26 protein-coding genes are annotated in these 25,453 nt (G+C 65.0%); 9 read left to right on the top strand and 17 right to left on the bottom strand.

The features are described from left to right. The first annotated feature begins 16 nt into the window (after positions 1-16). A complete protein-coding gene (locus CIT40_RS22235) occupies positions 17-1,924 on the top strand; it encodes an acyl-CoA synthetase (protein ID WP_094895621.1) in 1,908 nt (635 codons plus the stop codon). A 124-nt stretch (positions 1,925-2,048) separates the two neighbouring features. Here the strand turns inward: CIT40_RS22235 and CIT40_RS22230 are convergent, their stop codons facing one another. Both CIT40_RS22230 and purB read right to left on the bottom strand, forming a co-directional pair. Continuing rightward, on the bottom strand, positions 2,049-3,221 hold the full coding sequence (locus CIT40_RS22230; RefSeq protein ID WP_094895620.1) for a M20 aminoacylase family protein: 1,173 nt from the start codon (positions 3,219-3,221) through the stop codon (positions 2,049-2,051). 110 nt (positions 3,222-3,331) lie between these two features. Further along, positions 3,332-4,639, bottom strand: coding sequence for an adenylosuccinate lyase (gene purB / locus CIT40_RS22225; RefSeq protein ID WP_094895619.1), 1,308 nt, complete (start codon positions 4,637-4,639; stop codon positions 3,332-3,334). Between the two features lie 565 nt (positions 4,640-5,204). On the opposite strand from purB, the gene CIT40_RS22220 reads away from it, so the two are divergent. Continuing rightward, positions 5,205-5,792 carry a TetR/AcrR family transcriptional regulator gene (locus CIT40_RS22220; RefSeq protein ID WP_162307610.1) on the top strand — a complete coding sequence of 196 codons (588 nt, stop codon included), beginning with the start codon at positions 5,205-5,207 and terminating at the stop codon, positions 5,790-5,792. A gap of 36 nt (positions 5,793-5,828) precedes the next feature. Here the strand turns inward: CIT40_RS22220 and CIT40_RS22215 are convergent, their stop codons facing one another. The 3 genes from CIT40_RS22215 to CIT40_RS22205 form a co-directional block, all read right to left on the bottom strand. Next, positions 5,829-6,134 (bottom strand): hypothetical protein, encoded by a 306-nt coding sequence (locus tag CIT40_RS22215; RefSeq protein ID WP_094895617.1) that lies wholly within the window; start codon positions 6,132-6,134, stop codon positions 5,829-5,831. A 113-nt stretch (positions 6,135-6,247) separates the two neighbouring features. Continuing rightward, a complete protein-coding gene (locus tag CIT40_RS22210) occupies positions 6,248-6,898 on the bottom strand; it encodes a response regulator (RefSeq protein WP_094895616.1) in 651 nt (216 codons plus the stop codon). Positions 6,899-6,905: 7 nt separating this feature from the next. Then, positions 6,906-8,276, bottom strand: a complete 1,371-nt coding sequence (locus tag CIT40_RS22205) for a sensor histidine kinase (RefSeq protein WP_094895615.1) — start codon at positions 8,274-8,276, stop codon at positions 6,906-6,908. Positions 8,277-8,461: 185 nt separating this feature from the next. Between CIT40_RS22205 and CIT40_RS22200 the strand changes: the two genes are divergently transcribed. From CIT40_RS22200 to CIT40_RS22180, 5 genes are all read left to right on the top strand, one after another. Then, positions 8,462-9,256, top strand: coding sequence for a MotA/TolQ/ExbB proton channel family protein (locus CIT40_RS22200; RefSeq protein ID WP_094895614.1), 795 nt, complete (start codon positions 8,462-8,464; stop codon positions 9,254-9,256). Continuing rightward, complete coding sequence (locus CIT40_RS22195; protein ID WP_094895613.1) at positions 9,253-9,939, top strand: hypothetical protein; 687 nt, start codon at positions 9,253-9,255, stop codon at positions 9,937-9,939. The genes CIT40_RS22200 and CIT40_RS22195 overlap by 4 nt, the downstream gene beginning before the upstream one ends. Beyond that, positions 9,932-10,537 (top strand): hypothetical protein, encoded by a 606-nt coding sequence (locus CIT40_RS22190; protein WP_094895612.1) that lies wholly within the window; start codon positions 9,932-9,934, stop codon positions 10,535-10,537. Before CIT40_RS22195 ends, CIT40_RS22190 begins: the two co-directional genes overlap by 8 nt. A gap of 143 nt (positions 10,538-10,680) precedes the next feature. Then, complete coding sequence (locus tag CIT40_RS22185) at positions 10,681-11,421, top strand: metallophosphoesterase family protein (protein WP_094895611.1); 741 nt, start codon at positions 10,681-10,683, stop codon at positions 11,419-11,421. 6 nt (positions 11,422-11,427) lie between these two features. Further along, on the top strand, positions 11,428-12,867 hold the full coding sequence (locus CIT40_RS22180) for a serine/threonine protein kinase (RefSeq protein ID WP_094895610.1): 1,440 nt from the start codon (positions 11,428-11,430) through the stop codon (positions 12,865-12,867). Positions 12,868-12,890: 23 nt separating this feature from the next. Here CIT40_RS22180 and CIT40_RS22175 read toward each other — a convergent pair whose 3' ends face one another. The 4 genes from CIT40_RS22175 to CIT40_RS22160 form a co-directional block, all read right to left on the bottom strand. Beyond that, positions 12,891-13,082, bottom strand: coding sequence for a hypothetical protein (locus tag CIT40_RS22175; RefSeq protein ID WP_094895609.1), 192 nt, complete (start codon positions 13,080-13,082; stop codon positions 12,891-12,893). A 22-nt stretch (positions 13,083-13,104) separates the two neighbouring features. Next, positions 13,105-13,284, bottom strand: a complete 180-nt coding sequence (locus tag CIT40_RS22170; protein ID WP_094895608.1) for a hypothetical protein — start codon at positions 13,282-13,284, stop codon at positions 13,105-13,107. A gap of 313 nt (positions 13,285-13,597) precedes the next feature. After that, positions 13,598-14,299, bottom strand: coding sequence for a ribulose-phosphate 3-epimerase (gene rpe / locus CIT40_RS22165; protein WP_094895607.1), 702 nt, complete (start codon positions 14,297-14,299; stop codon positions 13,598-13,600). Between the two features lie 166 nt (positions 14,300-14,465). Then, positions 14,466-14,723, bottom strand: a complete 258-nt coding sequence (locus CIT40_RS22160; protein ID WP_244612031.1) for a hypothetical protein — start codon at positions 14,721-14,723, stop codon at positions 14,466-14,468. Here CIT40_RS22160 and CIT40_RS22155 point away from each other — a divergent pair. Further along, the gene (locus CIT40_RS22155) at positions 14,605-15,339 is read left to right on the top strand and encodes an EF-hand domain-containing protein (RefSeq protein ID WP_244612010.1); all 735 of its coding nucleotides are present in this window, start codon (positions 14,605-14,607) and stop codon (positions 15,337-15,339) included. The two genes, CIT40_RS22160 and CIT40_RS22155, sit on opposite strands and share 119 nt — an antisense overlap. Before the next feature lie 13 nt (positions 15,340-15,352). Here the strand turns inward: CIT40_RS22155 and CIT40_RS22150 are convergent, their stop codons facing one another. Genes CIT40_RS22150 through CIT40_RS22140 form a run of 3 tightly spaced genes read right to left on the bottom strand, consistent with a single transcriptional unit; the run spans position 15,353 to position 19,477 of the window. Beyond that, positions 15,353-15,565 (bottom strand): KTSC domain-containing protein, encoded by a 213-nt coding sequence (locus CIT40_RS22150; RefSeq protein WP_094895605.1) that lies wholly within the window; start codon positions 15,563-15,565, stop codon positions 15,353-15,355. A 50-nt stretch (positions 15,566-15,615) separates the two neighbouring features. Then, entirely contained in the window at positions 15,616-16,611 is a 996-nt protein-coding gene (locus tag CIT40_RS22145; RefSeq protein WP_094895604.1) for a P1 family peptidase, read from the bottom strand. 58 nt (positions 16,612-16,669) lie between these two features. Further along, positions 16,670-19,477: a PAS domain S-box protein gene (locus CIT40_RS22140; RefSeq protein WP_094895603.1), complete on the bottom strand. Its 2,808-nt coding sequence runs from the start codon at positions 19,475-19,477 to the stop codon at positions 16,670-16,672. A 237-nt stretch (positions 19,478-19,714) separates the two neighbouring features. Here CIT40_RS22140 and CIT40_RS22135 point away from each other — a divergent pair, with 237 nt between their 5' ends. After that, complete coding sequence (locus CIT40_RS22135) at positions 19,715-20,101, top strand: response regulator (RefSeq protein WP_094895602.1); 387 nt, start codon at positions 19,715-19,717, stop codon at positions 20,099-20,101. 70 nt (positions 20,102-20,171) lie between these two features. Here the strand turns inward: CIT40_RS22135 and CIT40_RS22130 are convergent, their stop codons facing one another. The 5 genes from CIT40_RS22130 to CIT40_RS22110 form a co-directional block, all read right to left on the bottom strand. Further along, positions 20,172-21,290, bottom strand: a complete 1,119-nt coding sequence (locus CIT40_RS22130; RefSeq protein ID WP_094895601.1) for a branched-chain amino acid ABC transporter substrate-binding protein — start codon at positions 21,288-21,290, stop codon at positions 20,172-20,174. A gap of 163 nt (positions 21,291-21,453) precedes the next feature. Continuing rightward, complete coding sequence (locus tag CIT40_RS22125) at positions 21,454-22,197, bottom strand: ABC transporter ATP-binding protein (RefSeq protein ID WP_094895600.1); 744 nt, start codon at positions 22,195-22,197, stop codon at positions 21,454-21,456. Then, positions 22,194-23,027 carry an ABC transporter ATP-binding protein gene (locus CIT40_RS22120; protein WP_094895599.1) on the bottom strand — a complete coding sequence of 278 codons (834 nt, stop codon included), beginning with the start codon at positions 23,025-23,027 and terminating at the stop codon, positions 22,194-22,196. Before CIT40_RS22120 ends, CIT40_RS22125 begins: the two co-directional genes overlap by 4 nt. After that, entirely contained in the window at positions 23,024-24,343 is a 1,320-nt protein-coding gene (gene livM / locus CIT40_RS22115; RefSeq protein ID WP_094895598.1) for a high-affinity branched-chain amino acid ABC transporter permease LivM, read from the bottom strand. Before livM ends, CIT40_RS22120 begins: the two co-directional genes overlap by 4 nt. A gap of 11 nt (positions 24,344-24,354) precedes the next feature. Continuing rightward, positions 24,355-25,272 (bottom strand): ABC transporter permease subunit, encoded by a 918-nt coding sequence (locus CIT40_RS22110; RefSeq protein ID WP_015685118.1) that lies wholly within the window; start codon positions 25,270-25,272, stop codon positions 24,355-24,357. Between the last annotated feature and the right edge of the window lie 181 nt (positions 25,273-25,453).

Below are 25,453 nucleotides of genomic sequence, written 5' to 3'. Positions count from 1 at the left end.
GGGAGGACGGAATTCCATGGCGGGCATCCACGCGCTCGATCGGCTTATCGGCAACGACTATCCGGATCTTTTGACAGACGAGGAGGTCCGGGCGTTCGAGCAAGTCCCCTATGCGGACCGCATCGCCGCCGAGAGCACGTTTGACGCGATCAAGCTTGGTGCGGCGCGCAATCCCGACGGGGCGGCGATCCAGTTTCTGCAAAACGCCGATCCCGCCGACACGCCACTGGTGGTCACGTACCGCGATTTCATTGCGCGTGTCACGCAGGCTGCCAACATGTTTCACGCGCTCGGCGCGGAGAAAGGCGACGTCATCAGCTTCATGCTGCCGTTGGTGCCGGATGCCTTCGTGACGCTGTTCGGCGCAGAGGCCGCCGGCATTGCCAATCCCGTCAATCCGCTGTTGGAGCCGCACCAGATCGCGGAGATCCTGGAAGCCGCGAACACCAAGATCCTGGTGGCTCTTGGGCCGATGCCGGGCGCCGACATCTGGCAGAAGGTCGAGCAGATCCGCCCGCAGTTGAAACACCTCAAGGCGATCGTGCAGGTGTTCGGCGGGGGCGATCCGGCGAAGGGCATCTTTGCCTTCAACGATTTGATCAAGCAGCAGCCGTCCGACCGGCTGGTCAGCGGGCGCAAGATCTCGGGCGGCGACGTCGCCGCCTATTTCCACACCGGCGGCACCACCGGTACGCCAAAACTGGTGCGGCACACCCACGCCAATCAGGTCTATCAGGCCTGGGCGCTCAATCTGCTGCTGAAGTCGAAGCCCGGCGCCAATTTGCTGTTCGGCATGCCGCTGTTTCACGTCGGGGGTTCGCTGACACAGGTGCTGACGATGCTGTCGAGCGGCGGCTCGCTGGTCGTGCTGTCGCCGAGTGGCTGGCGCAACCCGAATGCGGTGAAGAACATCTGGAGACTGGTCGAGCGCTTCAAGCCCGAGGCGCTGTCCAGCGTGCCGACGGTGCTGGCCGCGACGCTCGGCGTGCCGCCTGGTAACGCCGACATCTCCAGCCTGAAATATGCCGCCGGCGGCGGCTCGGCGATCCCCGTCGCCGTCGGCTCGGCGATCCAGGACAAGCTCAAGCTGCCAGTGGTCGAGGTTTACGGCATGACAGAGACGTCGAGCGTGCACACACTGGCCTATCCGTCGCGGCCGATCAGGCTCGGCTCGGTCGGGCTTCCCATGCCTTACGCGCGCGTGCGCATCGTGCAGCTCGATGCCGACGGCCGGCCGATCCGCGACTGCGCATCCGACGAGATCGGCGTCGTCATCATGGCTGGACCCGGCGTGTTCGGCGGCTATCTCAACGACGAGCACAACAAGGGCGCGTTCGTCGACGATGTGTGGGTCAATTCCGGCGACCTCGGCCGGCTCGATGCCGACGGCTATCTATGGATCACCGGCCGCGCCAAGGATCTCGTGATCCGCGGCGGCCACAACATCGATCCGGCGCCGATCGAGGAGATCATGTTCCAGCACCCGGCGGTTGGCTTCGCCGCTGTGGTCGGCCAGCCCGACGCCTATGCCGGCGAATTGCCGGTTGGTTACGTGCAGTTGAAGCCGGGCGCGAGCGTACAGCCCGGTGAACTGGAATCGTGGGTTCGCGAGCGCACGCCGGAGCGGGCCGCCGTCCCGGTCCAGGTCATTCCGATCGACCCGATGCCGGTGACCGGCGTCGGCAAGGTGTTCAAGCCGCAGCTGCGCTGGGACGCGGCCGAACGGGTGTTCACCAAGGTGCTGTCGCCGCTGATCGAGCGCGGGATCGACTGCAAGGTCAGGGTCGGCGCGCACGGCAGCCACGGCTCGATCGCAACCGTGACGCTCGCGGGCCTGCCGGCGGACCAGCGCGAGGCGGTTGCGGGCGAGGTGCACACGCTGCTCGCGCCGTTCGTGATGCGGCATGAGGTCGTGCAGGGGTAAGACAGCGTGCGCTGGATCGTAGCCCGGATGAGCGATAGCGATATCCGGGCGACTGGATCAGTCAGGCAGGACGTTCCCGGGTGTCGCTTCGCTCACCCGGGCTACAGCAGCAAGGTGTGCGGCCCTATCCCGCCGGCATCCGCGTCTCGACCAGACGCGCCCAGAACGAGGCGCCGTGGCCCAAAATGTTGTCGTTGAAGACGTAGGCGGGGTGATGGCACTCGTTGCCGTCGCCCATGCCGACCAGCACCATCGCGCCGGGACGCGCCTCCAGCATGAAGGAGAAGTCTTCGGCGCCCATCATCGGGATGAACTTGTCGTTGACGCGATCGGCGCCGACGATGTCGCGGGCGACGTCGGCGGCAAGGCCGGCTTCGCGCGCATGGTTCATCGTCACCGGATACATCCGCGTGTACTTGGTCTCGGCCGAGCCGCCATAGGCACGGGCGACGCTCTCGGCGACTTCGCCGATGCGGCGCTCGACGAGATCGCGCACTTCAGGATCGAGCGTGCGCACGGTGCCGCCGAGCTCGGCGATTTCAGGGATGATGTTGAAGGCCGTGCCGGAGTGGAATTGCGTGATCGAGATGACGGCCGACTTCAACGGATCGACGTTGCGCGCCACGATCGACTGCAGCGCGTTGACGATCTGCGAGCCGATCAGCACGCTGTCGACGGATTTGTGCGGACCCGCGCCGGCGTGGCCACCCTTGCCGTGGACCGTGATCTGGATGTTGTCGGATGAGGCGAGCATCGCGCCGGGGGTGGTCGCGAAATGACCTTCGGGCAGGCCGGGCATGTTGTGCATGCCGTAGACCTCCTGGATGTTCCAGCGCGTCATCAGCCCGTCCTCGACCATCGCCTTGCCGCCGCCGCCGCCTTCTTCGGCAGGCTGGAAGATCACGATCGCCGTGCCGTCGAAATTGCGCGTCTCGGCGAGATATTTGGCAGCGCCCAGCAGCATCGCGGTGTGGCCGTCATGGCCGCAGGCGTGCATCTTGCCGGGGACTTTGGACGCATAGGCCACGCCCGAGGTTTCCATGATCGGGAGCGCGTCCATGTCGGCGCGGAGCCCGATGGTCTTGCCGGATGCGGACTTGCGGCCGCGGATCACGCCGACGACGCCGGTGCGGCCGATGCCCGTCACCACCTCGTCACAGCCGAACTCGCGCAACTTCTCGGCAACGATCCCGGCGGTGCGGTGGACCTCGTAGAGCAGCTCGGGGTTCTCGTGGAAGTCGTGGCGCCAGGCGGCCATTTCGTCGGAGAGGGCGGCAACGCGGTTGACGATGGGCATGAGGGGTATCCGTCTCTGTTGTCGTAGCCCGGATGAGCGAAGCGACATCCGGGACTTCTGTGTGTCGGCTCCCGGGTATCGCTGCGCTCACCCGGGCTACGGTCGCGCGCTCAGCTCTCGCCGAACACGCGCTTGAAGATCGTGTCGACGTGCTTGAGGTGATAGCCGAGGTCGAATTGCTCCTCGATCTCGGCGTCGGTCAGATATTTCTTCACCTCGGCGTCCTTCTTCAGCAGAACAAGGAAATCGCCTTCTCCCCGCCAGACCGGCATCGCGTTGCGTTGCACCAGCTTGTAGGCATCCTCGCGGCTTGCGCCCTTCTGCGTGAGCGCCAGCAGCACGCGCTGCGAGTGCACGAGGCCGCCGAGGCGGTCGAGGTTCTTCTGCATGTTGGCGGGATAGACCAGCAGCTTGTCGATCAGGCCGGCGAGGCGCACCAGCGCGAAGTCGAGCGTGACGGTCGCGTCCGGGCCCATCATGCGCTCGGCCGAGGAATGCGAGATGTCGCGCTCGTGCCAGAGCACGACGTTCTCCAGCGCCGGCGTCACATAGGCGCGCACCATGCGGGAGAGGCCGGTGAGGTTCTCCGACAGCACCGGATTGCGCTTGTGCGGCATGGCGGAGGAGCCCTTCTGCCCTTCGGAGAAGAATTCTTCGGCCTCCAGCACCTCGGTGCGCTGCATGTGGCGGATCTCCACTGCGAGGCGCTCGACCGAGGAGGCGATCACGCCGAGGGTCGAGAAATACATCGCGTGGCGGTCGCGCGGGATCACCTGGGTCGAGATCGGCTCGGGGACGAGGCCCATGGCCTTGGCGACGTGCTCTTCGACGCGGGGATCGATCTGCGCGAAGGTGCCGACGGCGCCTGATATGGCGCAGGTCGCGACTTCCTTGCGCGCCGCGATCAGGCGGTCCCTGGCGCGCGAGAACTCGGCATAGGCATAAGCGAGCTTGAGGCCGAAGGTCACGGGCTCGGCATGGATGCCGTGGCTGCGACCGATGGTCGGCGTCATCTTGTGCTCAAAGGCGCGCTTCTTGAGGGCAGCCAGCACCTTGTCGAGGTCGGCGAGCAGCAGGTCGGCGGCGCGGGTGAGCTGGACGTTGAGGCAGGTGTCGAGCACGTCGGAGGAGGTCATGCCCTGATGGACGAAGCGCGCATCGGGGCCGACGATCTCGGCAAGGTGGGTGAGGAAGGCGATGACGTCGTGCTTGGTCTCGCGCTCGATCTCGTCGATGCGGGCGACGTCGAAAACGGCATCCCTGGCCTTCGCCCAGACCGTCTTGGCGGCCTCCTTGGGGATGGTCCCGAGCTCGGCGAGGGCGTCCGCTGCATGCGCCTCGATCTCGAACCAGATCTTGAACCGGGTCTGCGGTTCCCAGATCGAGGCCATTTCCGGGCGGGTATAGCGGGGGATCATCTGACGGCTCCACGAAGGTGGGCGGGCGGCCCTGAGGGCGGCGCCGGCCAAAATGCTTTTTACGCCGTGATTTAGCAGAGCAGGCAGGGCGAAACAAACGGTCTGGCCCCCGGGAGAGCGGGATCGCCGAGCTATCCACCGGACCGGTCAGCAGGGGGCGGCGACGTCAGCCGAAAATATTAACTGTCAATCACGGATCATTGACTGACAGATATTGAAATCTGTCATCGAGGCGTGTATATCCGTTCCCGGACGCTCCGATTGGGTGTCCCGCGGTCACCTCCAAGGGGGAGCCGGAGATCCGAAATACCTCTCGGATCGAAGGTCGCCAGCGAAAGGGCGAGGGCCGTGGACGAATGGAGATATAAGAAAATGACGACCGAAATCATCAATCTCACCGGCACAATTGGGCATTGGCTCAATTTACTGGTGGCGCGCCAGATCGCGGCGCAGGCTGCAAAACTGCCTCATTGAGGCGAGAGCTTTCCGAACGACCGGCAATGGGCGCTTCGGAAGCCGCTCCATCGCCGGACAACTGAGCCCCGAACGGGAACATGGTGCTGGCATGAATGAAGCCGTTGTCTTGACGCCGGAGCGGATCCTCGAAGTCACCGAGGACGTGCTGAGGCGCTTTGGACTTGCCAAGGCCACCGTGGTCGACGTTGCCCGTGCGCTCGATGTGAGCCACGGCAGCGTCTATCGCCATTTCCCGAGCAAGGCCTCGCTGCGCGAGGCCGTCGCCAAACGTTGGCTGGACCGCATCGATGCGCCGTTGCGCCAGATCGCCGGGGAGCAGGGCCCGGCGCCGGCCAGGCTCGATCGCTGGCTGCGCACGCTGTTCCACGCCAAGCGATCGCGCGTGCTCGACGACCCAGAAATGTTCGACACCTATTTGACCTTGGCCCGCGAAGCCTGCGCGGCCGTCAAATGCCACAAGGAAACGATGATCGACCAGATCTCGGCGATCCTGACTGACGGGGTGAAGCAGGGCGCATTCGCCATCGGCGACGTCAAGACCACCGCGCGCGCGATCTTCGATGCTACCGTTCGTTTCCATCATCCGGCCCATGCCGACGAGTGGAAGGATGCCGATCTTTCCGCGCGCGTCGATGCGACGCTCGCGCTGCTGCTGCGCGGTCTGAAGGCGGCCTGAGGCCGCAGGACCCCGTTCGATCCGCTGATCTGCCGATCAACCTCTCGCCTTGTGAAGCAGGCCGCCGTCGCGAAGCGAGGACGGGGGAGCCGCATCTCCTCGCGCGTGGAAGGCAGGATTGGACGATGGCACGACCGGCGGACTGTTCGGATAGGCATTGACCGCGATTTCGACGGCGTCCTTCGACCGCTTGCGAAGACGGTAGAAGGTTAGCTCCTGATCGAGCATTGGGCAGCGGAAGTGGACGACGGCTGTGTCCGGCAGGCGGCAGAGTTCGTCGATGAGTTCGCCTACCGTGATGATCGGGGGATGGTCGACTGCCTTGTGATGACCTTTACTCATGACCTTGTGACTCCTTCACTGCGGTACTAACCAGAGCCCGATGGAGTCCGTTCCAATTTCGTTCGGCGGATTGAGAAGCTTCAAGGAGCCGGCGCAGTGCGGCAGCTCTGCTGCTAGATCCGCGTCAGCCCGGACGTCGCCGCGAGCCGCACCAGCTGAGCGTCCGTGCGCGCGCCGGTCTTGGTCTTGATCAGATAGTGGTAGTTCTGCACTGTCTTAACGCTGAGATTGAGACGCGTCGCGATCTGCTCGGTGGTGGCGCCGCCCGCGAACTGGCGCAGGATCTCGATCTCGCGTTCGCCCAGCTGATCCAACACTGAGCCCGCCGACAAACTGTCCTCGGCAAGAATGTGCGCGATATCGTCGCTCATGGCCCGCTCGCCGCGCGCCACGGCGCGGATCGCAGTGACGACGGCGGACGGTTCGCTGCTCTTGGTGACGAAGCCGCTGGCGCCGGCACTGAAGGCTGATTTCACCAGCACGGCCTCGTTGTGCATGGTGAAGACGAGGATCCGCGCCCGCGGGCTGCGCGCGCGGATGTTGCGGATCGCCTCCAGGCCGCTCGCGCCGGGCATCGAGATGTCGAGCAAGACGACATCGGGATCATGCGCCTTGAACGCGCCGTAGGCGTCCGCGGCGTTGTCGGCTTCCGCCACGACATGCAGATCGCCCTGGCTTTCCAGCACGCGCCGGTAGCCTTGCCGGACGATCGGGTGGTCGTCGACCAGCAGCACGGAGATGCCTGTTGCCGCGACCCCGCTCATTCCGCCCTCATGCGGCGAGCGGGATGGTGGCGGCGACGCTGAGGCCGCCGCGGGCAGGCAGGATCGAGAGCGATCCGCCGGCCGCCGTGATGCGCTCGCGGATGCCGGTCAGGCCGAAGCCGGCCGATTGCGCGACGCGTTCCGCATCGCCGCCGCCGTCGTCCTCGACGCGGATCAGCAGGGCGTCGTCCTCGCCGGCCCGGCGTTCGATGCGCAAAGAGATCTTGCGCGCCGCGCCGTGACGCAGCGCGTTGGTCAGGCATTCCTGTGCCACGCGATAGGCCGTGGTGGCGGCCGGTCCACTGATGTCGGTGAGGTCACCCCGGAGATCGAGCTGGATCGTTGGCCGCGCCGCGGTCTGCGAGCGCCAGCTGTCGACGAGATTGACGAGGCTTGCCTCGAGCCCGAGCTCCTCGGGCAGGGGATTGCGCAGGCGCTTCAGCGCATCGCGGAGCGAGGCCATCAGATGATGGGTGGCCTGCGAGATCATGCGCGCATCCTGTGCGATGCCGTGGTCGGTTTTTCCCTTTGTGCTCGCCGTCTCGATCGTATTGGCAAAGGCGAGGATGGCGGAGAGATTCTGCCCGAATTCGTCGTGCAGCTCGCGGGCGAGGGCGCGGCGCTCGTCTTCGCGGATCTCGATCAGGCGACGCGTCAGCGCGGCGCGCTGCTCGGTGGCTTCCTCCAGCCGGCCGCCGAGTTCGTCGACGGCGCCGCCGATCATCGCCAGCTCCATCGAGCGGAAGCGCGGCAGCTTGGTGCGATACTGCCCGCGCGCCATGCGCTGCAGGGCGGTCACGATCGTGCGCGCCGGGGCCAGCGCATGGGCGATCGCCAGCGAAGCCAGCAGTGCGATTGCGGCCGCCATCAACAGCGCGATGTCGATCACGTTGAGGATGTACTCCCAGGCGAGCGAGATCGCGGCCGCGGCATCCGGCGTCGCGACCACCGTTCCGGCCGAGGCGGCGCGGGGGCTGACCGGGCGCACCACCTCGGCATGGCTGCCGAGGAAGATCGGCACGATCGATGCGAACCAGCGCGGCGGGGTTTTGCCCAGCCCCTCGCTCTGGCCGCAGAGCGGCTTTTCAAATGCGATGGCCGGCTGGAACTCGACGCAGACTCCCGGCGAAATCAGCTTCATCGTCTCCAGGGTGCGCCATTCCGGAACCGGCAAAAGCTGCTCGCGCGTTCTGCTGCTGCGCAACAAGAACTCATGCCAGTACAAGGCCTGAAGCGCCTGCGCGACCCGCTGCGCCGAGGCCGCCGTCGAGCGGTCGACGCTGCGATAGGCGTCGAAAGTGGCCCATATCGTTGCCGCACCGAGGCACAGAGCCACGATAAGCAGCAGGCGGGCGACAAGCTGAAGCACGAGGCGCATGCGATCACCCTCGACGTTTGATAAGCTCAGCCTAACAACGCCGCCGCGCCTTGCCAATTGCGGGGTGTGGCCGGAGTGCAGCTCGGGCAAATTTCCCAAGCCGGATTGGGCATGGGTCTTTGGACCGGATACGGCGGTTTTGATCTAATCGAGTGGGAAACGTTACCGGCGAGGAGCAGTGCAGCATGAGTTCGATCACGATTGGACCGATCGCGTCTGCTACGACGGACCCATCCGAGCGCAGCGCGCTGCTGTTCTGGATGATCTTCACCGGGCTCTCGATCTTCGCTGTTGTGCTGCTGTGGCGGTTCGGCCTGATCCATCTGATGCTGAGTTCGGACCGGACCTACATTTCCAGCGTCATCGCGGTGCTCTATGTCCTGACCTGCGGCCACTGTTTCCTGCGCACGCGCGCGATCGCGCGTGAAGGCGCCGCGGCGCGGCGCTGTCGCGAGGCGCTCGCGGCGCCTGACGGCGGCAAGGTGCTCGATGCGAACGCGGCGGTGCTGCCGCGCGGGCTGGTGCGCGACCACATCCAGAGCCTGGTAACGAAAGCGGCCGCGCAGGATTACCGTCCGGTCGACCAGACGCTGCTGCTGCGGACGCTCGCGGACCGGCTGCGCGGCTCCAACGGGTTCGGCGCCTTCGTCTCGGATACGCTGATGAAGCTCGGCCTGCTCGGCACCATCGTCGGCTTCATCATCATGCTGGCGCCGATCGCGGGGCTGGATGCTGCCGACAAGGTCGCGATGCGCTCTTCGATGGGGCTGATGAGCGACGGCATGGCGGTTGCGATGTACACGACGCTCGCCGGCCTCGTCGGCTCGATCCTGGTCCGTATTCAGTACTACATGCTGGACGCCGCGACCCAGCGGGTGTTCTCGGATGCGGTCGTGCTGACCGAAACCTATGTGACGCCCGTGCTGGAGCGCAAGGGCTCGGAAAAGAGTTCTGACCAGGGCTCTGGAATGCCGCCATGATGGATGATTTCGGTCTCTATCCGCGCGAGGAGCCGTTCGATCCGCTTGGCGTGATGCTGTTCAAGGCGCTCCAGGTGATCGCGTTCCTGTTTTTCCTCGCGCTGCTCGCGGTCTCCCCGGATGCCAAGGAGGGCAAGATCGACTCCAAGGCGGAGTTCATCATCACGCTGGACTGGCCGGACAATCACCCCGACGATCTCGATCTGTTCGTGCAGGATCCCGCCGGCAACATCGCCTGGTACCGCCATCGCGAGGCCGGCTTCCTGACCCTCGATCGCGACGACCGAGGCGGGGCCAACGACTTCATCATGGTCGCCGGCAAGAAGATCGCCTCGCCGATCCGCGAGGAGATCGTGACGCTGCGCGGCATGATCCCCGGTGAATACACCGTCAACGTCTCGCATTTCGTCGCGACCACCGGCGAACCCGTCACGGCCAATGTGAAGGTGCAGAAGCTCAATCCGACCGCGCAGGTGGTCTTCGACAACAAGTTCACGCTCGACCACACCGGCGACGAGAAGACGGCGGTGCGGTTCCGGCTCGATGCCGAGGGCAAGGTCATCGACGTGAGCCAGCGACCTAAATCGCTGCTGGAGACCTTCCGCAACGTGCGAGCCAACGGGGCCGGTGTCGATCCCAACACCGGGGTGAGGATTCCCGCAGCGAGGACGCTCCGTGAGTGATTTGAAAACGGTCATCCTCACGCTGTCGCTCGCCTACGCCGTGATCGGCGCGCTGCTGCTGGTCGTGCTGGTCTATGCGCGGCTGCACTGGTCGCTGAAGGCGGTCGCCGTGGTCGTGACCAGTGCCTTCTACGTCGTCAGCTTCAGCGAAATGCGCGGGCTGCTCGGCTGGGCCAGCTCCGACCGGCTGCCGGCGACCTTCAAGCTGCTGAAGGCCCGCATCGTCGAGCCGCATTCGCTTCAGGGCGATCCCGGCTCGATCTATCTGTGGGTCGAGCAACTGGACGAGGACAATCGCCCAAGCGGTATCCCACGGGCGTTCCGCGTGCCCTATAACGACGCCCTTGCCGACAAGACCCATGCCGCGGAGAACGAGATCGCCCTGGGACATCCGCAAGGTGGCCGCGCCGCGGATTTCGGCGGCGGCGATGGCAGCCTCATTGATATGGTACGGGAATATGTGACACCCAAGACGATCATGGAAACGACCGGCGGTGATTCCTCGACCGGCGAATTCATCGCCCCGCCGGCCGGCGCGCAAGGCGTGAGCTTCACCCCGCTGCCGCCGCCCCGGATGCCGCCAAAGGACGAGCAATAGGCTCGTCACCGCCACCGCAAGATCCTCCGCAGGATCATCGCCGACAGGCTGCGCTGGTAAACGGCGCGCCGCTGGCGCATGGTTTTGACTTCCCTCAATTTGGCCTTACCGGCCTTCAATAAGAATTGGAGGGTGGAGGGTGCGTGCTGCTCGCTGTCTTTTCGGATATCCACGGCAACAGGCAGGCCTTCGAGGCCTGCCTGAAGGTTGCCCGCGCCAAGGGCGCTGAGCGGTTCGTGCTGCTCGGCGATTTCGTCGGCTATGGCGCCGATCCGGAATGGGTGGTGGATACCGCGATGGAGCTCGTTGCCCAGGGGGCGATCGCCGTCCGCGGCAATCACGACCAGGCGGTCAATTCCCCGACGGAGACCATGAACGCCGAGGCGCAAATCGCAATCGAATGGACCCGCGGCCGGCTCGACGCCGCGCAGCGGCGGTTCCTGACCGAACTGCCGATGCTGATCGAGGATAGCGATCGTCTCTTCGTGCATTCGGACGCTTCCAGCCCCCAACGCTGGCACTATGTCCGCTCGACGGTGGACGCCGCCAAGAGTCTGATTGCGACGCCCGCCCATGTCACGTTCTGCGGCCATGTCCATCGTCCCGCGCTCTATTCGATGTCGGTGACGGCGAAGATGACGAGCTTCGTGCCGAAGACCGACGTTCCCGTGCAGCTTCTGCGCGGACGGCAATGGCTCGCGGTGCTTGGCTCGGTCGGCCAGCCCCGCGACGGCGATCCGTCGGCGGCCTTCGTGCTGTTCGACACCGAATCGTGCCAGATCACCTACTGCCGCGCGCCCTACGACATCGGCACCGCGGCGGACAGGATTCGCGACAACGGCCTGCCGCACTGGCTCGCCGATCGGCTCTCGGAGGGGCGGTAGAGGCCGATGCCGAAGCCCCTGGTCAAATCCGGTGCGGTGATCGATGGTTACACCATCGGTGAATGCGTTCATGCCGGCGGCATGGCGACGCTGTGGACGGTTACCCATCCCGGCATCGACGTGCCCCTGCTGATGAAGATCCCGCGGGTGTCGGAGGGCGAGGACCCCGCCGCCATCGTCTCCTTCGAAATGGAGATGATGATCCTGCCGCGGCTGGCGGGTCCACACGTCCCTGCCTGTTTCGGCACCGGCGATTTCGCGCACCAGGCCTATGTCGTGATCGAGCGAATCGGCGGCACCACGCTTTACAAGCGGTTGCCTGAGCTGCCGCTGCCTTACGACGAAGCCCGGCAGCTCGTCGCCAGGATCGCAACCGCGCTTGCCGACCTGCACCGGCAGAACGTGATCCATCACGACATCAAGCCGAGCAGCATCATGTTCCGCGAGAGCGGCGAGGCGGTGCTGATCGACTATGGCCTGTCGCATCACAATCACCTGCCCGATCTCCTGCAGGAGGAGTTCCGGCTGCCTTACGGCACCGCGCCCTACATGGCACCCGAGCGGCTGTCAGGGGTGCGCGACGATCCGCGCAGCGACCTGTTTTCGCTCGGCGTGCTGCTCTATTTCTTCACCACCGGCGAGCGGCCGTTCGGCGAGGGCGAGACGCTGCGCGCGATGCGGCGCCGACTGTGGCGCGATCCGTATCCGCCGCGAAGGTTGCGAGCGGACTATCCGCCATGGCTCCAGGAGGTGGTCTTGCGGTGCCTCGAGATCGAGCCGGTGCGGCGCTATCCGACGGCGTCCCAGCTCGCCTTCGATCTGACCCATCCGGATCAGGTCAGGCTCACGACGCGCTCGGAACGGATGAAACGCGACCCCCTCAGCATCGCCTGGCGGCGCCGCTTCAACCAGGGCGTCATGGCGCCACGCGCGAAATCGGACGTCGCCGCCCAGATCGCATCGAGCCCGATCCTCGCCGTGGCGCTCGATACGATGGAAGGCGCGCCCGAGTTGAACGAGGCGCTGCGCGTGACCACCGAGCGCATCCTTGCCACCTTGCCGTCAGCGCGGCTTGCCTGCGTCAACGTGCTCAAGCTGAACCGGATCGCGATCGACCGGACCCTGGACGAGCAGGGCTCCAACAAGCATATCGATCGCCTGGTCGCGCTCAGGCATTGGGCGACGCCGCTCAAGCTGGATGAGAGCCGGCTGTCGGCCCATGTGTTGGAGGCGGTCGATCCCGCCGCCGCGATCCTGGAATTCGCCGAGGTCAACCAGGTCGACCACGTCATCATCGGCGCGCGGCAGGGCTCGTTCCGGCGCACGCTGCTCGGCAGCGTCTCAGCCAAGGTGGCTTCGGAAGCGAGTTGCACCGTAACCGTGGTACGGCCGCCGCGGATGGCTGGGGACGTCGGCGAGGCCGAAGCTGGCGGAGCGCCGGGATAATTCGCGTGGCGACTTGAAGGTGGTCAGGCGGCGTGCGCGGTGTGGGCGACGCGCTTGCGGCGGATCGGCCACGAGAATTGCGGGCCGGGCTCGCCGTGATCCGCGCTGCCGCCGAAATACTGGATGATCTCGCGGCAGGGCTCGCAATTGAACAGGTTACGCGAGGCGGATGCCTTGGACATTTCTTTCAGGCAGTTCGGGCAGTGGGGTTTCATGGGGCGGTCCGGAAAAGAAGTCTCAGTGTCGGCGTTGCGAGGGAAAGCAATGATCGAGGTCCGTCGTGTCGAGCGCTGCATCGTCGTCCAGCGCGCCGTCAGTGCGCTCGAGGCGGCCGAAGAAATAATCGAGGCTCGGATGCGGGCGGCGCGGGATTCTGCACCTGCGCTTCGGCTGCCGCTTCACGAGGGCGATCTGCATGGCGCTCAGCCCCGCCGACGATGAAGGTGAACGATGCGGGCGCAATCCGCAACCTTCGCCGGCTGCGCTACATGACGGCTGCGAGCTGCAACCGCCGCGTTGAACCCGAGCCACAATGCTACGCCAGTCCAAATCAGGGTCGTCGTCATGATGTCCTCCCGTCAAAAGCAGGCAGGAATCACTTGCGGTGATTTGCGCGAATCAGTGAAGTCCGGATGAGTACGGATCAAGGTTGCAATTTTAGGCATTGCGCGTTGCAACACCCGTAAAAGCCGCGAAAATTCCGATCGTTCGCGTGGGCTCTCGATCCGGATCAGATCGCTTCGCCGCGCGCCCCCAGCGCCGCGTTGCGGATCGCGGCGATGTTGGTCTTGTAGGCTTCCTGCGTGCCGCCCCGGAATACGGATGTGCCGGCAACGAAGGCGTTGGCGCCCGCCGCCGCGAGCGCGCCCGCAACGTCGGGGCCGACCCCGCCATCAACCTCGATGTCGATCGGGCGTCCCGCCGTCATGGCGCGGATGTCGCGGATCTTGCCGATCGCGGAGGGGATGAAGGCCTGGCCGCCGAAGCCGGGATTGACCGACATCACCAGCACGAGGTCGACGAGATCGAGGACATATTCGAGCGTGCTGACCGGCGTGCCGGGATTGAGTGAGACGCCGGCCTTCTTGCCGAGTGCGCGGATCGCCTGGAGCGAACGGTGCAAGTGCGGACCGGCCTCCGCATGCACGGTGATGTGGTCGCAGCCGGCTTTTGCAAAGGCCTCGAGATAGGGGTCGCAGGGCGAGATCATCAGGTGCGCGTCGAACACTTTCTTCGTGTGCGGGCGCATCGCCTTGATGATGTCGGGGCCGTAGGAAATGTTGGGAACGAAGTGACCGTCCATCACATCGAGATGGATCCAGTCCGCGCCGGCGGCGTCGACGCTGCGCACCTCCTCGCCGAGCCTGGAGAAATCCGAGGCCAGGATCGAGGGGGCAATGGCCAGGGGGCGGGGGGCGAAGGCTTGGGTCATGACGCGGTTTCCCGTGGCGGCCGAAAGAAGATTGAGCCTCGCCTAACATGGCCCCCCCCGGCGGGCAATGCAGGGCTGGCGTGCTTCCTGTGGGCGGAAATTTCTGCCGCCGCCGGCACGAATTGCCGGTGTTTCGGGGCTCGGCGATGCGCACGAAGCGCGGATTTCATTGAACTTTTTGCGCTGGCACGCCGCTTGCTGACATCACCTGCAGAACATTGGCTGCGGCATGCCGCATCGGTTGGAGTTGTGCAATGTTGTTCGCCCTTGGTGCCGTATCGAGCGCGCTCGACGCGATCCAGTCGCTGACGAACTCGAAGTCATCATCGTCGACGCAGAAAGCGGGATCTTCGCAGGGCGCGACCAATCCGTTCGCGATCGATAGCAGCAGCAGCACGACCAGCGGTGCGACCTCATCGGTCAATTCAGGCAAATATCCGCAGATCTCGCCGGAGACGATGAACGCTCTCTTCGCAGCGCAGAGCCAGTCGGCGGGTAACACCGGCAGCGCGACGAGTTCGACCTCCTCAAGCTCGACCTCTTCGACCTCGAAGAGCCGGGATGCAGCACTGAAGGACCTGTTCTCGCAAATTGATGCGGATGGTGACGGCAGCATCACCAAGTCCGAGTTCGAGGACGCACTCGGCGCCGGCGGGACCAACCTCGCAAAGGCCGACGACGTATTCTCCAAGCTGGATTCGAATGCTGACGGCGGCGTGAGCCTGGATGAGATGTCGAAGGCGCTGAAGAGCGGCCACGGGCACCATCACGCGCAAGGTGCGGGCGGCGCCGGCGACGGATCGGATTCCTCGTCGAAGCCCGGCGGCGGATCGACCTCGACCACGACGACCGCTGCCGACGGCTCGACCACGACGACCGTCACCTATGCCGACGGATTCAAGATGTCGAAGACGGTGCCGGGCGCCTCCAGCCCCCGCAACTCGGCTTACGATCTGTTCGCGCAGTTGATGCAGCAGCAAGGCGGGCAGGGGCAGGGTTCTTCGGCGGCTGCCGGTTCGTCGATGTCGATGAGCGTTTGAGCGGCATCCGGGATCAGCCGGCATACTCTTGCGTGATGTCACGATAGACATACCGGTCACGGATTTCGCCGTTGAAGAACGCTCCCTTTGAACGCGCTTCCCTGAACGCGGCGGCGACCTCGGGCGGAACATCCTCGTAGACATAGAAGCGCCCACTGACGAAAGTCACCTTCAGCTCGCGGGTGTCCGGCGCATAGCGGAAGAACCTGATCACGGAAGACGGCATGGCGGAACACCTTCGGCCGCCAGGATAATGCCGTATCGACCGTTTCGTTTCTAACCGAATCTGTCCTTCCACGCCGGCAGCGCGCCGGGGAAGGGCAGCGCTGTCGCATGATAGACGCCGATTGCGATCGCGCGCGCGACCACGTTGGCGGCGACCATGCCGAGCTCGGTGAGGCCAGCCAGCGGCTCGATCGGTTTCTCGCAGGTGGCCGCCGCAAACAGCACGTCGCCGTCGAGGGGGGCATGCACCGGATAGATTGCGCGGGCAAATCCGGTGTGCGCGATCATCGCCAGCCGCTTGGCCTGGGGCTTGGTCAGCACCGCGTCGGTGACGACGGCGCCAATGGTGGTGTTTTCGCGCGCGTTCGCGGCAGGGCCGCCCTTGATGCGCATGCGGAGCATGTCGTCGGTGAATTTGTCCGGCAGGCCGCGTCCGCCGAACTCGCCGTTCACCTCGAATGGCGCCGCCCAGAACCAAGGTCCATCGCCGACCGTGACGCTTCCCACCGCGTTGACGGCGACGATCGCGGCGACCTTGACGCCGTCAGGCGTCACCGCCGACGCCGAGCCGAGCCCGCCCTTGAACGTGGCTGTGGTGGCACCGAGGCCGGCGCCGGCGCTGCCGATCGCGAAGTCGGTGCCGGCGGCGGCCGCCGCGGCGTAGCCGAGGTCGCGATAGGGCGAGAACCGTCCCCAGGCCTTGTCCCCCCCATTGAGCAGATCGAACAGGATGGCGCCCGGCACGATCGGGATCAGCGCTTCCCGAACCCGGTGGCCGCGGCCCTGCTCGGCGAGCCAGGCCTGCACCCCGCCTCCGGTATCGAGGCCAAACGCGGAACCGCCTGAAAGTGCGATTGCGTCGACGCGCTCGACGGTGTTGGCCAGATCGAGCAGTGCGTCTTCGCGCGTGCCGGGTCCGCCGCCGCGAACATCGATCGCCGCGACTGCCGGCTGGTCGAAGATGATCGCGGTCGTGCCGGAGGCCACTTTCGCATCTTCGGCATGGCCGACGCGGACGCCGGCAATATCGGTGAGCAGATTTTTCAAGACGGCCTCATCGTTGAGTGCATTTCGCGATCTGCGATAGCGCAGGGAGGACGCGGGCTCAACCGGCGAGCGCGGTCCTGAGCATCTTGGCAAGCTCGGACTTGCGGTAAGGCTTTGCCAGGAGCAGCACGCCGGAATCCAGCCGGCCATGGTGGACGATGGCGTTCTCGGTGTAGCCCGAGGTGAACAGCGTCTTGAGGTCGGGGCGGCGGCGGGCGGCTTCATCGGCGAGCTGGCGACCGTTCATGTTGCCCGGCATGATGATGTCGGTGAACAGCAGGTCGATGGTCTTGTCGCTGTCGATGATGGCCAGGGCCTCGGCGCCGTTGGCAGCCTCGAGCGCGGTATAGCCGAGGCTCTTGACCTGGGTCACCACATATTGCCGAACCAGCGCATCGTCCTCGACGATCAGGATCTTCTCGTCGCCGCCGGTGATGGGCGCGTTCTGCAGAGCCTCGATATCGCTCTCCTGCACGCCGCTCGAGCGCGGCAGGTAGATCTTGACGCTCGTGCCGTGGCCTTCCTCGCTGTAGATCTTGATGTGGCCGCCGGACTGCTTGACGAAGCCGAACACCATGCTGAGCCCGAGCCCGGTGCCCTTGCCGACCTCCTTGGTGGTGAAGAACGGGTCGAACACCCGGTCGATCAGCTCCGGCGGAATTCCGGAGCCGGTGTCGCTGACCGCGATCATCACGTAATTGCCGGGGACCATGTCGGCATTCATGCTGGCATAGCCGTCGTCGAGGAAGACGTTGCGGGTCTCCAGCACCAGGGTGCCGCCCTCGGGCATGGCGTCACGCGCGTTCAGCGCGAGATTGAGGATCGCTGTCGAAAGCTGGCCGGGGTCGACCAGCGCCGGCCAGGCGTCCTCGGTGAGCTGCGGCATGATGGTGATCTGCTCGCCCAAGGTGGGGTGCAGCAGCTTGGCGGCTTCGAGCGCCAGCGCATTGACGTCGATCTCGCGGGGCTGGAGCGGCTGCTTGCGGGCGAAGGCGAGCAGGTGCCTGGTCAGCTGCGCGCCGCGCTCGGCGGCGTCGTCGATCAGCTTGGTGATCGCAGCCAGCTCGGGCCTATCGGCGACCGCGTCAGACAAGATGCCGATCGTGCCGGTGATGACGGTCAGCACGTTGTTGAAGTCGTGAGCGACGCCGCCGGTCAACTGGCCGATGGAATCCATTTTCTGGACCTGCCGGAACTGGGCTTCGGCGGCCTGCTTCTCCGTGAGATCCCGGCCAATGAAGAAGTGACGCTTTGCCGGCTCGGACCAGGTGCCCATCCAGTTCAGCGCGACCTCGTGTCCGTCGTAGTGATAGTAGCGCGCCTCGAAGCTGCGCTTGACCGCGCCGCGCCGTGCCGCGCGCATCTCCTCCCGGGTTCTATCGAGGTCGTCGGGGTGAATGAACTCGGTCGCGCTGTGACCGGTCAGATCTTCCGGGCTGAATCCGAGGATGTCCTTTACGCTCGGGCTGACCTGGATGAAATTGCCGAAACCGTCGGTGACCAGGATCAGGTCCTGCGAGGTCTCGAAGATGCGCTGGCGCTCCTCGATCTCGCGGCGAAGCTTTTCCCTGGATTGCTTCTCCTCGGTGATGTCGTGGGCGATCTTGGAGACGCCGATGATCTCGCCGCTCTCCGCCCGAAGTGGCGAGACGTTGAGGACGACGTCGAGCGCGCGACCATCCTTCCTGAGACGGACCGTCTCGTGCTGGGCAATCGACTCGTTGCCGCTGATGCGATTGAGAATGCTCCTGACTTCCGGCTTGCGGTCCTCAGGTACGATGATGTCGATCGGCTTGCCGACGGCCTCTGCGGCAGGATAGCCGAACAGGCGCTCGGCGGCGCGGTTCCAGCCGGTGATGACGCCGTTGAGCGACTGCGTGATGATGGCGTCGTTGGAGGATTCGACGACGGCGCCATACAGGGCGAGGCGCTTGCCATAGAAGTCGCGATCCGATGCGGATTGCTCGCGCAGCCGGCCGACGAGACCCACCGTCCGAGCTTGGAGGCGAACGTTCTCGATCAACAGCACAGCGAGCACGAAGCTCGAGGCGCAGAGGCCATACAGACGCCCCGTGTAGAATCCGAGATCGAAACGCGCGACGTTGACGATTGCGGACAGCGCGATGTCGAACAACCATGCGCACATCACGACCATCAGCCAGACGTCGATGACCGAATGCGGGCGCCGGAACCACAGCGAAACGATTGCGGCGAAGCTCAGCGACCACACGAAGGACACGACCCCGATCATGGTCGGGGTGTAACGGCCGTCGCGAAGCAGCACCGGTAACAGGTCGTGCTGGGCCGTGACGATCCAGGTGAAGGCACCGATGGTCGCGATCACGCCGAGCACGACGGCGTAGATCGCGTTGCGTGTCGCGCCACGGATTCTGGGGCCGCCGTCCTCTTCCTTCAGCCAGGCATAGCCCAGTACGAACAGCGGGAAGGCGCCGTGCCAGATCATGTAGAGCCAGACTGTGGTCTGGGCGCCGGCGCCAAACAGTCCGGTCGGTGCGAACAGGCCGGGGAAGGTGAGGGCGTGAATCAGCGCTGCCGCAGCGGTGAACAGGTAGCCGCTCGACAGCCACAGCAGGGCGCGGGTCCGCAACACCGAAAACTGCGACAGCAGCAGCACGGCCGTGACGATGTCGCTCACCGCCAGGGCTGCCTGATAGCTCGCGACGAAAGCAGGCATTGGAAGTAACGGGATACCTGCGAACGGAACCGTCAAGGCGAACAGGATCGAAGAAACGCCGATGATCCATGATGCCGCGGTCCGGTCGGCCGATGTGGCCGGCAACGTTGAAAGAAACGTGCTTCGGTCGATCGCAGGCGCGTTCATCTCATCCAGACCCGTCTTGAGCATCACCGCAATTCCAAGGTTTGGCCGTTCTTGACCCCCACGGGTACCCCGTTCTGGGCACGTGTCGCGAACTGTTGCAGCAACGACTCAACCGAGGGTTACAGCTTACTTAATTTTGGTGGGAACGCGGAATGAGGATCGGGTAAGATGCGCTTTACTGGGCGGTGTCATAATGCCCTCCCGTTGCGGCGGGTTCCAGGTTTGAATCAACGATTTGATCAATCTGCGGGAGTTGTTCCCATGCCTCGTATTCTCATCATCGACGACCAGAAGGACGTACGCGCGATGGTCGCGATCGTGCTTCGGGTCAATCATTACGAGGTTGCCGAGGCCGACAGCGGGGCCGCCGGGCTGAACACCTTCGCGGAAGGCTCCTTTGACGCTGCGATTGTCGATATCTTCCTTGGCGACATCAGCGGTGTCGACGTCATCGCGACCCTGCGCGAGCGCGCCCCGGGGCTTCCCGTCATTGCGGTGTCCGGAATGACGGCGCTGGATTTCATGGAGCAGTCGCCCCACCTCGCCAGCGTGGTCTGCCTGCAGAAACCGTTTCGGCCGAACGATCTGCTGCAGGCGCTTCGGAAAGCCCAGGCTGCAGCCGGCGGCGAGCTGCCTGCGGCCGTCTGAACCCGCCGCGCAAAAGAAACGCCCCGGGCAAGCCGGGGCGTGTTGGAATCTCGAGCCCGGGAAAGGGCGCTCAGGTACCGTTGCCCTTGATCTCGGCGTAGCCGCCCTTGGCGTCCCACTTGTAGACGACGTAGTCGAGCTGCTTGATGTCGCCCTTGGCGTCGTACTCGATCGGGCCGATCACGGTGTCCCACTTGCCGGCCTTCATCGCTTCCATCACCTTCTTGGCGTCGGTGGTGCCGGCCTTCTTGGCCGCCTGCGACCAGACCTGCATCGCCGCGTAGGTGTAGAGCGTGTAGCCTTCGGGGTCGATGTTCTTGGCCTTGAAGGCGTCGACGATCTTCTTCGCGGTCGGCTTGTTGCGCGGGTCGGGACCGAAGGTGAACAGCGTGCCTTCGCCGGCTGGGCCGGTGATGGAGGCATACTCCTTGTCGGCGAGCGCGTCGCCGGCCATCAGGATCGTCTTGAGACCCTGGTCGCGCATCTGGCGCAGGATCAGGCCACTCTCCTGATGATAGCCGCCGACATAGACGAGGTCGATGTTGTCGCGCTTCAGGCGCGAGACGATCGCGTTGAAGTCCTTGTCGCCCTTGTTGTAGGACTCGTACATCTTCTCGGTGACGCCGGCCTTGTTGAGCGCCTTCTTGGTCTCGTCGGCGAGACCCTTGCCATAGGTGGTCTTGTCGTTGAGGATCGCGATGTTCTTGCCCTTGAAGTTCTTGGCGATGTACTGCGCCGCGATCAGGCCCTGCTGGTCGTCACGGCCGCAGACGCGCGCCACGTTCCAGAGCTTGCGCTCGGTGAACAGCGGGTTGGTCGAGGCCGGCGTGATCTGCAGAACGTTGCCGTCGGCATAGGCTTCCGAAGCCGGGATCGACGACGACGAGCAATAATGCCCGGCCACGAACGGGATCTTCGCGCCGGCGATCTTTTCGGCGATCGAGCGCGCCTGCTTCGGGTCGCAGGCGTCGTCCTCGACCGACAGCGCGAGCTTCTTGCCGTTGACGCCGCCGGCGGCATTGATATCGGCCACGGCCATTTCGGCGCCGTTCTTCATCTGGCGGCCGAAGGCGGACTCGCCGCCGGTCATCGGGCCTGCGACTGCGACGGTGACATCCTGCGCGAATGCCGCGCCCGACAGCGCGAGCGATGCGCCGAATGCCAGACCGATGAGCTTCAGTGATTTCATGAGATACCTCGCGGGTGGTCGCCTGTGGAAGTTGCCGGGCGTGCCCGGTCCAAACCAAAGCCATTCTCGAATGAATTCGAGGAGAAGTCACCGGCAAAATACGGGCATCGAGCGAGATATCTCGCCACCTTCGGCCGGACGCCGGTCGGGCTTGGCGGCCCGGTCAGCCGTGCCGGCCGCCTTCCAGGTAGGCCGCGCGAATCTCGGGGCGCTGCAATAATTCGGCACCCGTACCGGCCAGAGTGATCAGGCCATTGACCATGACGTAGCCGCGATGGGCGAGCTTGAGGGCGTGGTTGGCGTTCTGTTCGACGATCAGGACGGTCAGGCCGTCCTGCCGGTTCAGCGTGCGGATCGCATCGAAGATCTGGCGCGCGATCAGCGGCGCCAAGCCGAGCGAGGGCTCGTCGAGCAGGAGCAGGCGGGGACGGCTCATCAAGGCGCGGCCGATCGCCAACATCTGCTGCTCGCCCCCGGACAGGGTGCCACCGCGCTGGGCGTAGCGTTCCTTCAGGCGCGGAAACAGCGTGAAGACGCGTTGCAGCGTCGCCTCGCGTTCGGCCTCGGTGCATTCGGTGGCATCCGCCCCCATCTGGAGGTTTTCCGCCACGCTCATGCGCGGGAAGACGCGGCGGCCCTCCGGCGATTGGGCGATGCGCAAATGCGCGATCTCGTGGGTGGGGACGTCGGTGATGTCGCGGCCTTCATACAGGATCTGCCCCGAGCGTGCGCGCGGCTTGCCGAAGATCGTCATCATCAGCGTCGACTTGCCGGCGCCGTTGGCGCCGATCAGCGCCACGATCTCGCCGGCATTGATCTCGACGTCGACGCCCTTCAGCGCCTCGATCTTGCCGTAGGCGGCGCGCAAACCCCGGATCGCGAGCAGAGGGGACGGTGCCGCGGTCATGAGCCGCCCTCCATCACGGCCGCCGCCTCTTCCTCATCGGCGCCGAGATAGGCGGCGATCACCTTGGGATCGTCGCGGACCTCGCGCGGCGTGCCTTCGGCGATCTTGACGCCATGGTCCATCACCACGATGTGGTCGGAGATCTCCATCACCACCGACATGTCGTGCTCGATCAGGAGGATCGAGGTTCCGAGCTCGTCGCGGATCGAGAGCAAGAGCTCGCTCAAGGCCGCGCTCTCGCGCGCATTGAGGCCGGCGGCGGGCTCGTCCAGGCACAATAGTGCAGGCTCGGTGCACATCGCGCGCGCGATCTCCAGCCGGCGCTGGTCGCCATAGGCGAAATTGCCGGCGGCATCGTCGGCGCGGTCGAGCAGATTGACCCGCTTGAGCCAGTCCGTGGCGAGCTCGATCGCGCGCTTTTCGGCGTCGCGATAGCCGGGGGCGCCGATCAGGCCGAGGAAAGTGAAGCCGGAGGCGCGCATCAGTGCGTTGTGTTGCGCCACCATCAGGTTTTCCAGCGCGGTCATGCCGGGAAACAGCCGGATGTTCTGGAAGGTGCGGGCCACCTTGGCCTGCTTGGCGATGCGGAAATCGTTCAGCCGCTCCAGCGCGATCGTCCTGCCGCCGTCATGGGTGAGGCGAATGGCGCCGCCGCTCGGTTTGTAGAAGCCGGTGATGCAGTTGAAGACGGTGGTCTTGCCGGCGCCGTTCGGCCCGATCAGCGCGGTGATCTTTTTCCGCTCGGCGCCGAAGGAAAGGTCCTGCACGGCAACGATGCCGCCGAAGCGCATGGCGAGCCGGTCGACGTTGAGAATCTTGTCGCCGCTCATCCGTGCCCTTCCTTGACGAGGTCGGAGGAGATCGCTTTCGCCTTGGTCAGATACACGGTTGGCGCGCGATGACCGATCAGGCCGCGCGGCCGCCAGATCATGATCAGCACCATGGCCATGCCGAACACCAGCATGCGATAGCCCTCCAGGCTCCGGAACAATTCGAAGCCGCCGATCATGGCGAGCGCGGAGAGCGCGACGCCGAGCTGCGAGCCCATGCCGCCGAGGACGACGATGGCGAGCACCAGAGCCGATTCCTGGAAGGTGAAGGATTCCGGGCTGATGAAGCCTTGCCGGGTGGCGAAGAACGCGCCGGCAAAGCCGCCGAACATCGCGCCCGTCGCGAACGCCGTGAGCTTGGTCGTCGTGGTGTTGATGCCGAGCGCGCGGCAGGCGACCTCGTCCTCGCGCAGGGCTTCCCAGGCTCGCCCGATCGGCAGCCGGCGCAGGCGGATCGTCGCCCAGTTGGTCAGCAGCGCCAGCGCCAGGATCAGATAGAACAGGAAGACGATGCGGTGCGTCGGCGAATATTCGATGCCGAGCCTGGCGGCGAGCCCGTCGTCGCTGTTGTCGAGCGGGATGCCGAAGAAGGATGGGCGGGGAATTCCGGAGACGCCGTTGGGGCCGCCGGTCAGATCCTGCCAGTTGATGATGACGAGGCGGATGATCTCGCCGAAGGCCAGTGTCACGATGGCGAGATAGTCGCCGCGCAGGCGCAGCACGGGGAAGCCGAGCAGCACGCCCCAGAACGCGGCGAGGATGCCGGCGAGCGGCAGGCAGATCCAGAACGACCAGCCGAAATTGGTCGCGAGCAGTCCGTAGGAATAGGCGCCGACCGCGTAGAAGGCGACGTAGCCGAGATCGAGCAGGCCGGCGAGCCCGACCACCACGTTCAAGCCCCAGCCCAGCATGACATAGGTCAGCACCAGGATCGCGAGGTCGAGGATGTAGCGCTGGTTATAGAAGATGACAGGCACCAGCAGCGTGAAGATCAGGAGCGCCGGCGCGAGGTACCGGCCGATGAACGACATGCCGCTCTGCACCGCCGGCGGCACCAGCTTCTCGGCGCCGGTCGGGCCGATCCATTGCCTGAGCAGTTCGATCACGATCGAGCCGCCGAACACGGCGGCGACGATGGAGGCGAGGTCGCCAAAGCGGGTCCAATAGGTGAGCTGGCCGGAGGAGCCCGCCTCGGTGCGGATGCCGATCATCAGCGAGAACAGCACCAGCGCGATCAGCGCGTTGACGAAGGCTGTCTTCAGGAGAGCGGGAATGCTCGTTGCGGGTTTGGCCGGGTTGGTCGAGGGAGCTGTCACGCGTGCGACCGTCAGACTTTTTCGACTTCGGGACGGCCGAGCAGGCCGGTCGGCATGAAGATCAGCACCACGATCAGGATCGAGAACGCGGCGACGTCCTTGTACTCGACCGAGAAATAGGCCGACCAGAACGTTTCGATCAGGCCGATCGCGAGGCCGCCGAGCATGGCGCCCGGCAGCGAGCCGATACCTCCGAGCACGGCAGCGGTGAACGCCTTGATGCCGGCGACGAAGCCCATGAAGAAATCGACGAGGCCGTAGTAGAGCAGGTACATCAGGCCCGCGACCGCAGCGAGCGCCGCACCGATCACGAAGGTCATCGAGATGGTGCGGTCGACGTCGACGCCGAGCAGGGCCGCCATGGTCTGGTCCTGCTCGCAGGCGCGCATGTCGCGGCCAAGCCTTGTCCGCGACACCAGCCAGGTGAAGATCGCCAGCAGCACGATGGTGGTGATGACCACGATGATCTGGATATTGGAGAGCTGGATGACGAAGCCGTCCGCGCTCTCGTGCAGGGTATAGCCGCCGGTAATGACGGGCGGGATCGGCTTGACTCGTGCGCCCTGCGCGACCTGCGAGTAGTTGGTCAGCACGAAGGACATGCCGATCGCCGACAGCATCGGGGCGAGGCGGAAGGAGTGGCGAAGCGGCCGGTAGGCGATGCGCTCGATGGTCCAGCCATAGAGCGCGGTGATCGCCATCGAGACCAGCAGTACGATCAGCAGGATCACCGGGATTGCAGTCAGGCCGGTCGAGATCAGAAGCAGAAAGGTGATCAGGGCAATGAAGCCGCCGATCATGAAGACGTCGCCATGGGCGAAGTTGATCATGCCGACGATGCCGTAGACCATCGTGTAGCCGATGGCGATCAGGCCGTAGATCGAGCCCAGAACGAGACCGTTGATGAGCTGCTGGGCGAAGTAATCCATGGGCTGCCGTACCAAACCTGACGCGGGCTCAAAAGGGAGCTCTTGGGAGAGTGGAAGTGTAGGTTCTTGGGCCCCGGCAGCCCCTAAGCATTCTTCCGGATTTGTAACAGGAGGGAACTGGCGGCTGCAACAGCTCACGCCACCGCAAAAGGTCTTGTACAGAGCTGATTTGGTTGTCCGG

The organism is Bradyrhizobium amphicarpaeae, from assembly GCF_002266435.3.
Taxonomy (GTDB): domain Bacteria; phylum Pseudomonadota; class Alphaproteobacteria; order Rhizobiales; family Xanthobacteraceae; genus Bradyrhizobium; species Bradyrhizobium amphicarpaeae.
The sequence above is the reverse complement of the archived record's forward strand: the minus strand, read 5'-3'. Positions and strand labels throughout refer to the sequence as shown.

What these genes read in the sequence shown, in the direction of transcription:
- CIT40_RS22235 (WP_094895621.1), top strand. Translation starts at nt 17, where the DNA reads ATGGCGGGCATCCACGCGCTCGATCGGCTTATCGGCAACGACTATCCG.
- CIT40_RS22230 (WP_094895620.1), bottom strand. Translation starts at nt 3,221, where the DNA reads ATGCCCATCGTCAACCGCGTTGCCGCCCTCTCCGACGAAATGGCCGCC.
- purB (WP_094895619.1), bottom strand. Translation starts at nt 4,639, where the DNA reads ATGATCCCCCGCTATACCCGCCCGGAAATGGCCTCGATCTGGGAACCG.
- CIT40_RS22220 (WP_162307610.1), top strand. Translation starts at nt 5,205, where the DNA reads ATGAATGAAGCCGTTGTCTTGACGCCGGAGCGGATCCTCGAAGTCACC.
- CIT40_RS22215 (WP_094895617.1), bottom strand. Translation starts at nt 6,134, where the DNA reads ATGAGTAAAGGTCATCACAAGGCAGTCGACCATCCCCCGATCATCACG.
- CIT40_RS22210 (WP_094895616.1), bottom strand. Translation starts at nt 6,898, where the DNA reads ATGAGCGGGGTCGCGGCAACAGGCATCTCCGTGCTGCTGGTCGACGAC.
- CIT40_RS22205 (WP_094895615.1), bottom strand. Translation starts at nt 8,276, where the DNA reads ATGCGCCTCGTGCTTCAGCTTGTCGCCCGCCTGCTGCTTATCGTGGCT.
- CIT40_RS22200 (WP_094895614.1), top strand. Translation starts at nt 8,462, where the DNA reads ATGAGTTCGATCACGATTGGACCGATCGCGTCTGCTACGACGGACCCA.
- CIT40_RS22195 (WP_094895613.1), top strand. Translation starts at nt 9,253, where the DNA reads ATGATGGATGATTTCGGTCTCTATCCGCGCGAGGAGCCGTTCGATCCG.
- CIT40_RS22180 (WP_094895610.1), top strand. Translation starts at nt 11,428, where the DNA reads ATGCCGAAGCCCCTGGTCAAATCCGGTGCGGTGATCGATGGTTACACC.
- CIT40_RS22175 (WP_094895609.1), bottom strand. Translation starts at nt 13,082, where the DNA reads ATGAAACCCCACTGCCCGAACTGCCTGAAAGAAATGTCCAAGGCATCC.
- CIT40_RS22170 (WP_094895608.1), bottom strand. Translation starts at nt 13,284, where the DNA reads ATGCAGATCGCCCTCGTGAAGCGGCAGCCGAAGCGCAGGTGCAGAATC.
- rpe (WP_094895607.1), bottom strand. Translation starts at nt 14,299, where the DNA reads ATGACCCAAGCCTTCGCCCCCCGCCCCCTGGCCATTGCCCCCTCGATC.
- CIT40_RS22150 (WP_094895605.1), bottom strand. Translation starts at nt 15,565, where the DNA reads ATGCCGTCTTCCGTGATCAGGTTCTTCCGCTATGCGCCGGACACCCGC.
- CIT40_RS22140 (WP_094895603.1), bottom strand. Translation starts at nt 19,477, where the DNA reads ATGCTCAAGACGGGTCTGGATGAGATGAACGCGCCTGCGATCGACCGA.
- CIT40_RS22135 (WP_094895602.1), top strand. Translation starts at nt 19,715, where the DNA reads ATGCCTCGTATTCTCATCATCGACGACCAGAAGGACGTACGCGCGATG.
- CIT40_RS22130 (WP_094895601.1), bottom strand. Translation starts at nt 21,290, where the DNA reads ATGAAATCACTGAAGCTCATCGGTCTGGCATTCGGCGCATCGCTCGCG.
- CIT40_RS22125 (WP_094895600.1), bottom strand. Translation starts at nt 22,197, where the DNA reads ATGACCGCGGCACCGTCCCCTCTGCTCGCGATCCGGGGTTTGCGCGCC.
- CIT40_RS22120 (WP_094895599.1), bottom strand. Translation starts at nt 23,027, where the DNA reads ATGAGCGGCGACAAGATTCTCAACGTCGACCGGCTCGCCATGCGCTTC.
- CIT40_RS22110 (WP_015685118.1), bottom strand. Translation starts at nt 25,272, where the DNA reads ATGGATTACTTCGCCCAGCAGCTCATCAACGGTCTCGTTCTGGGCTCG.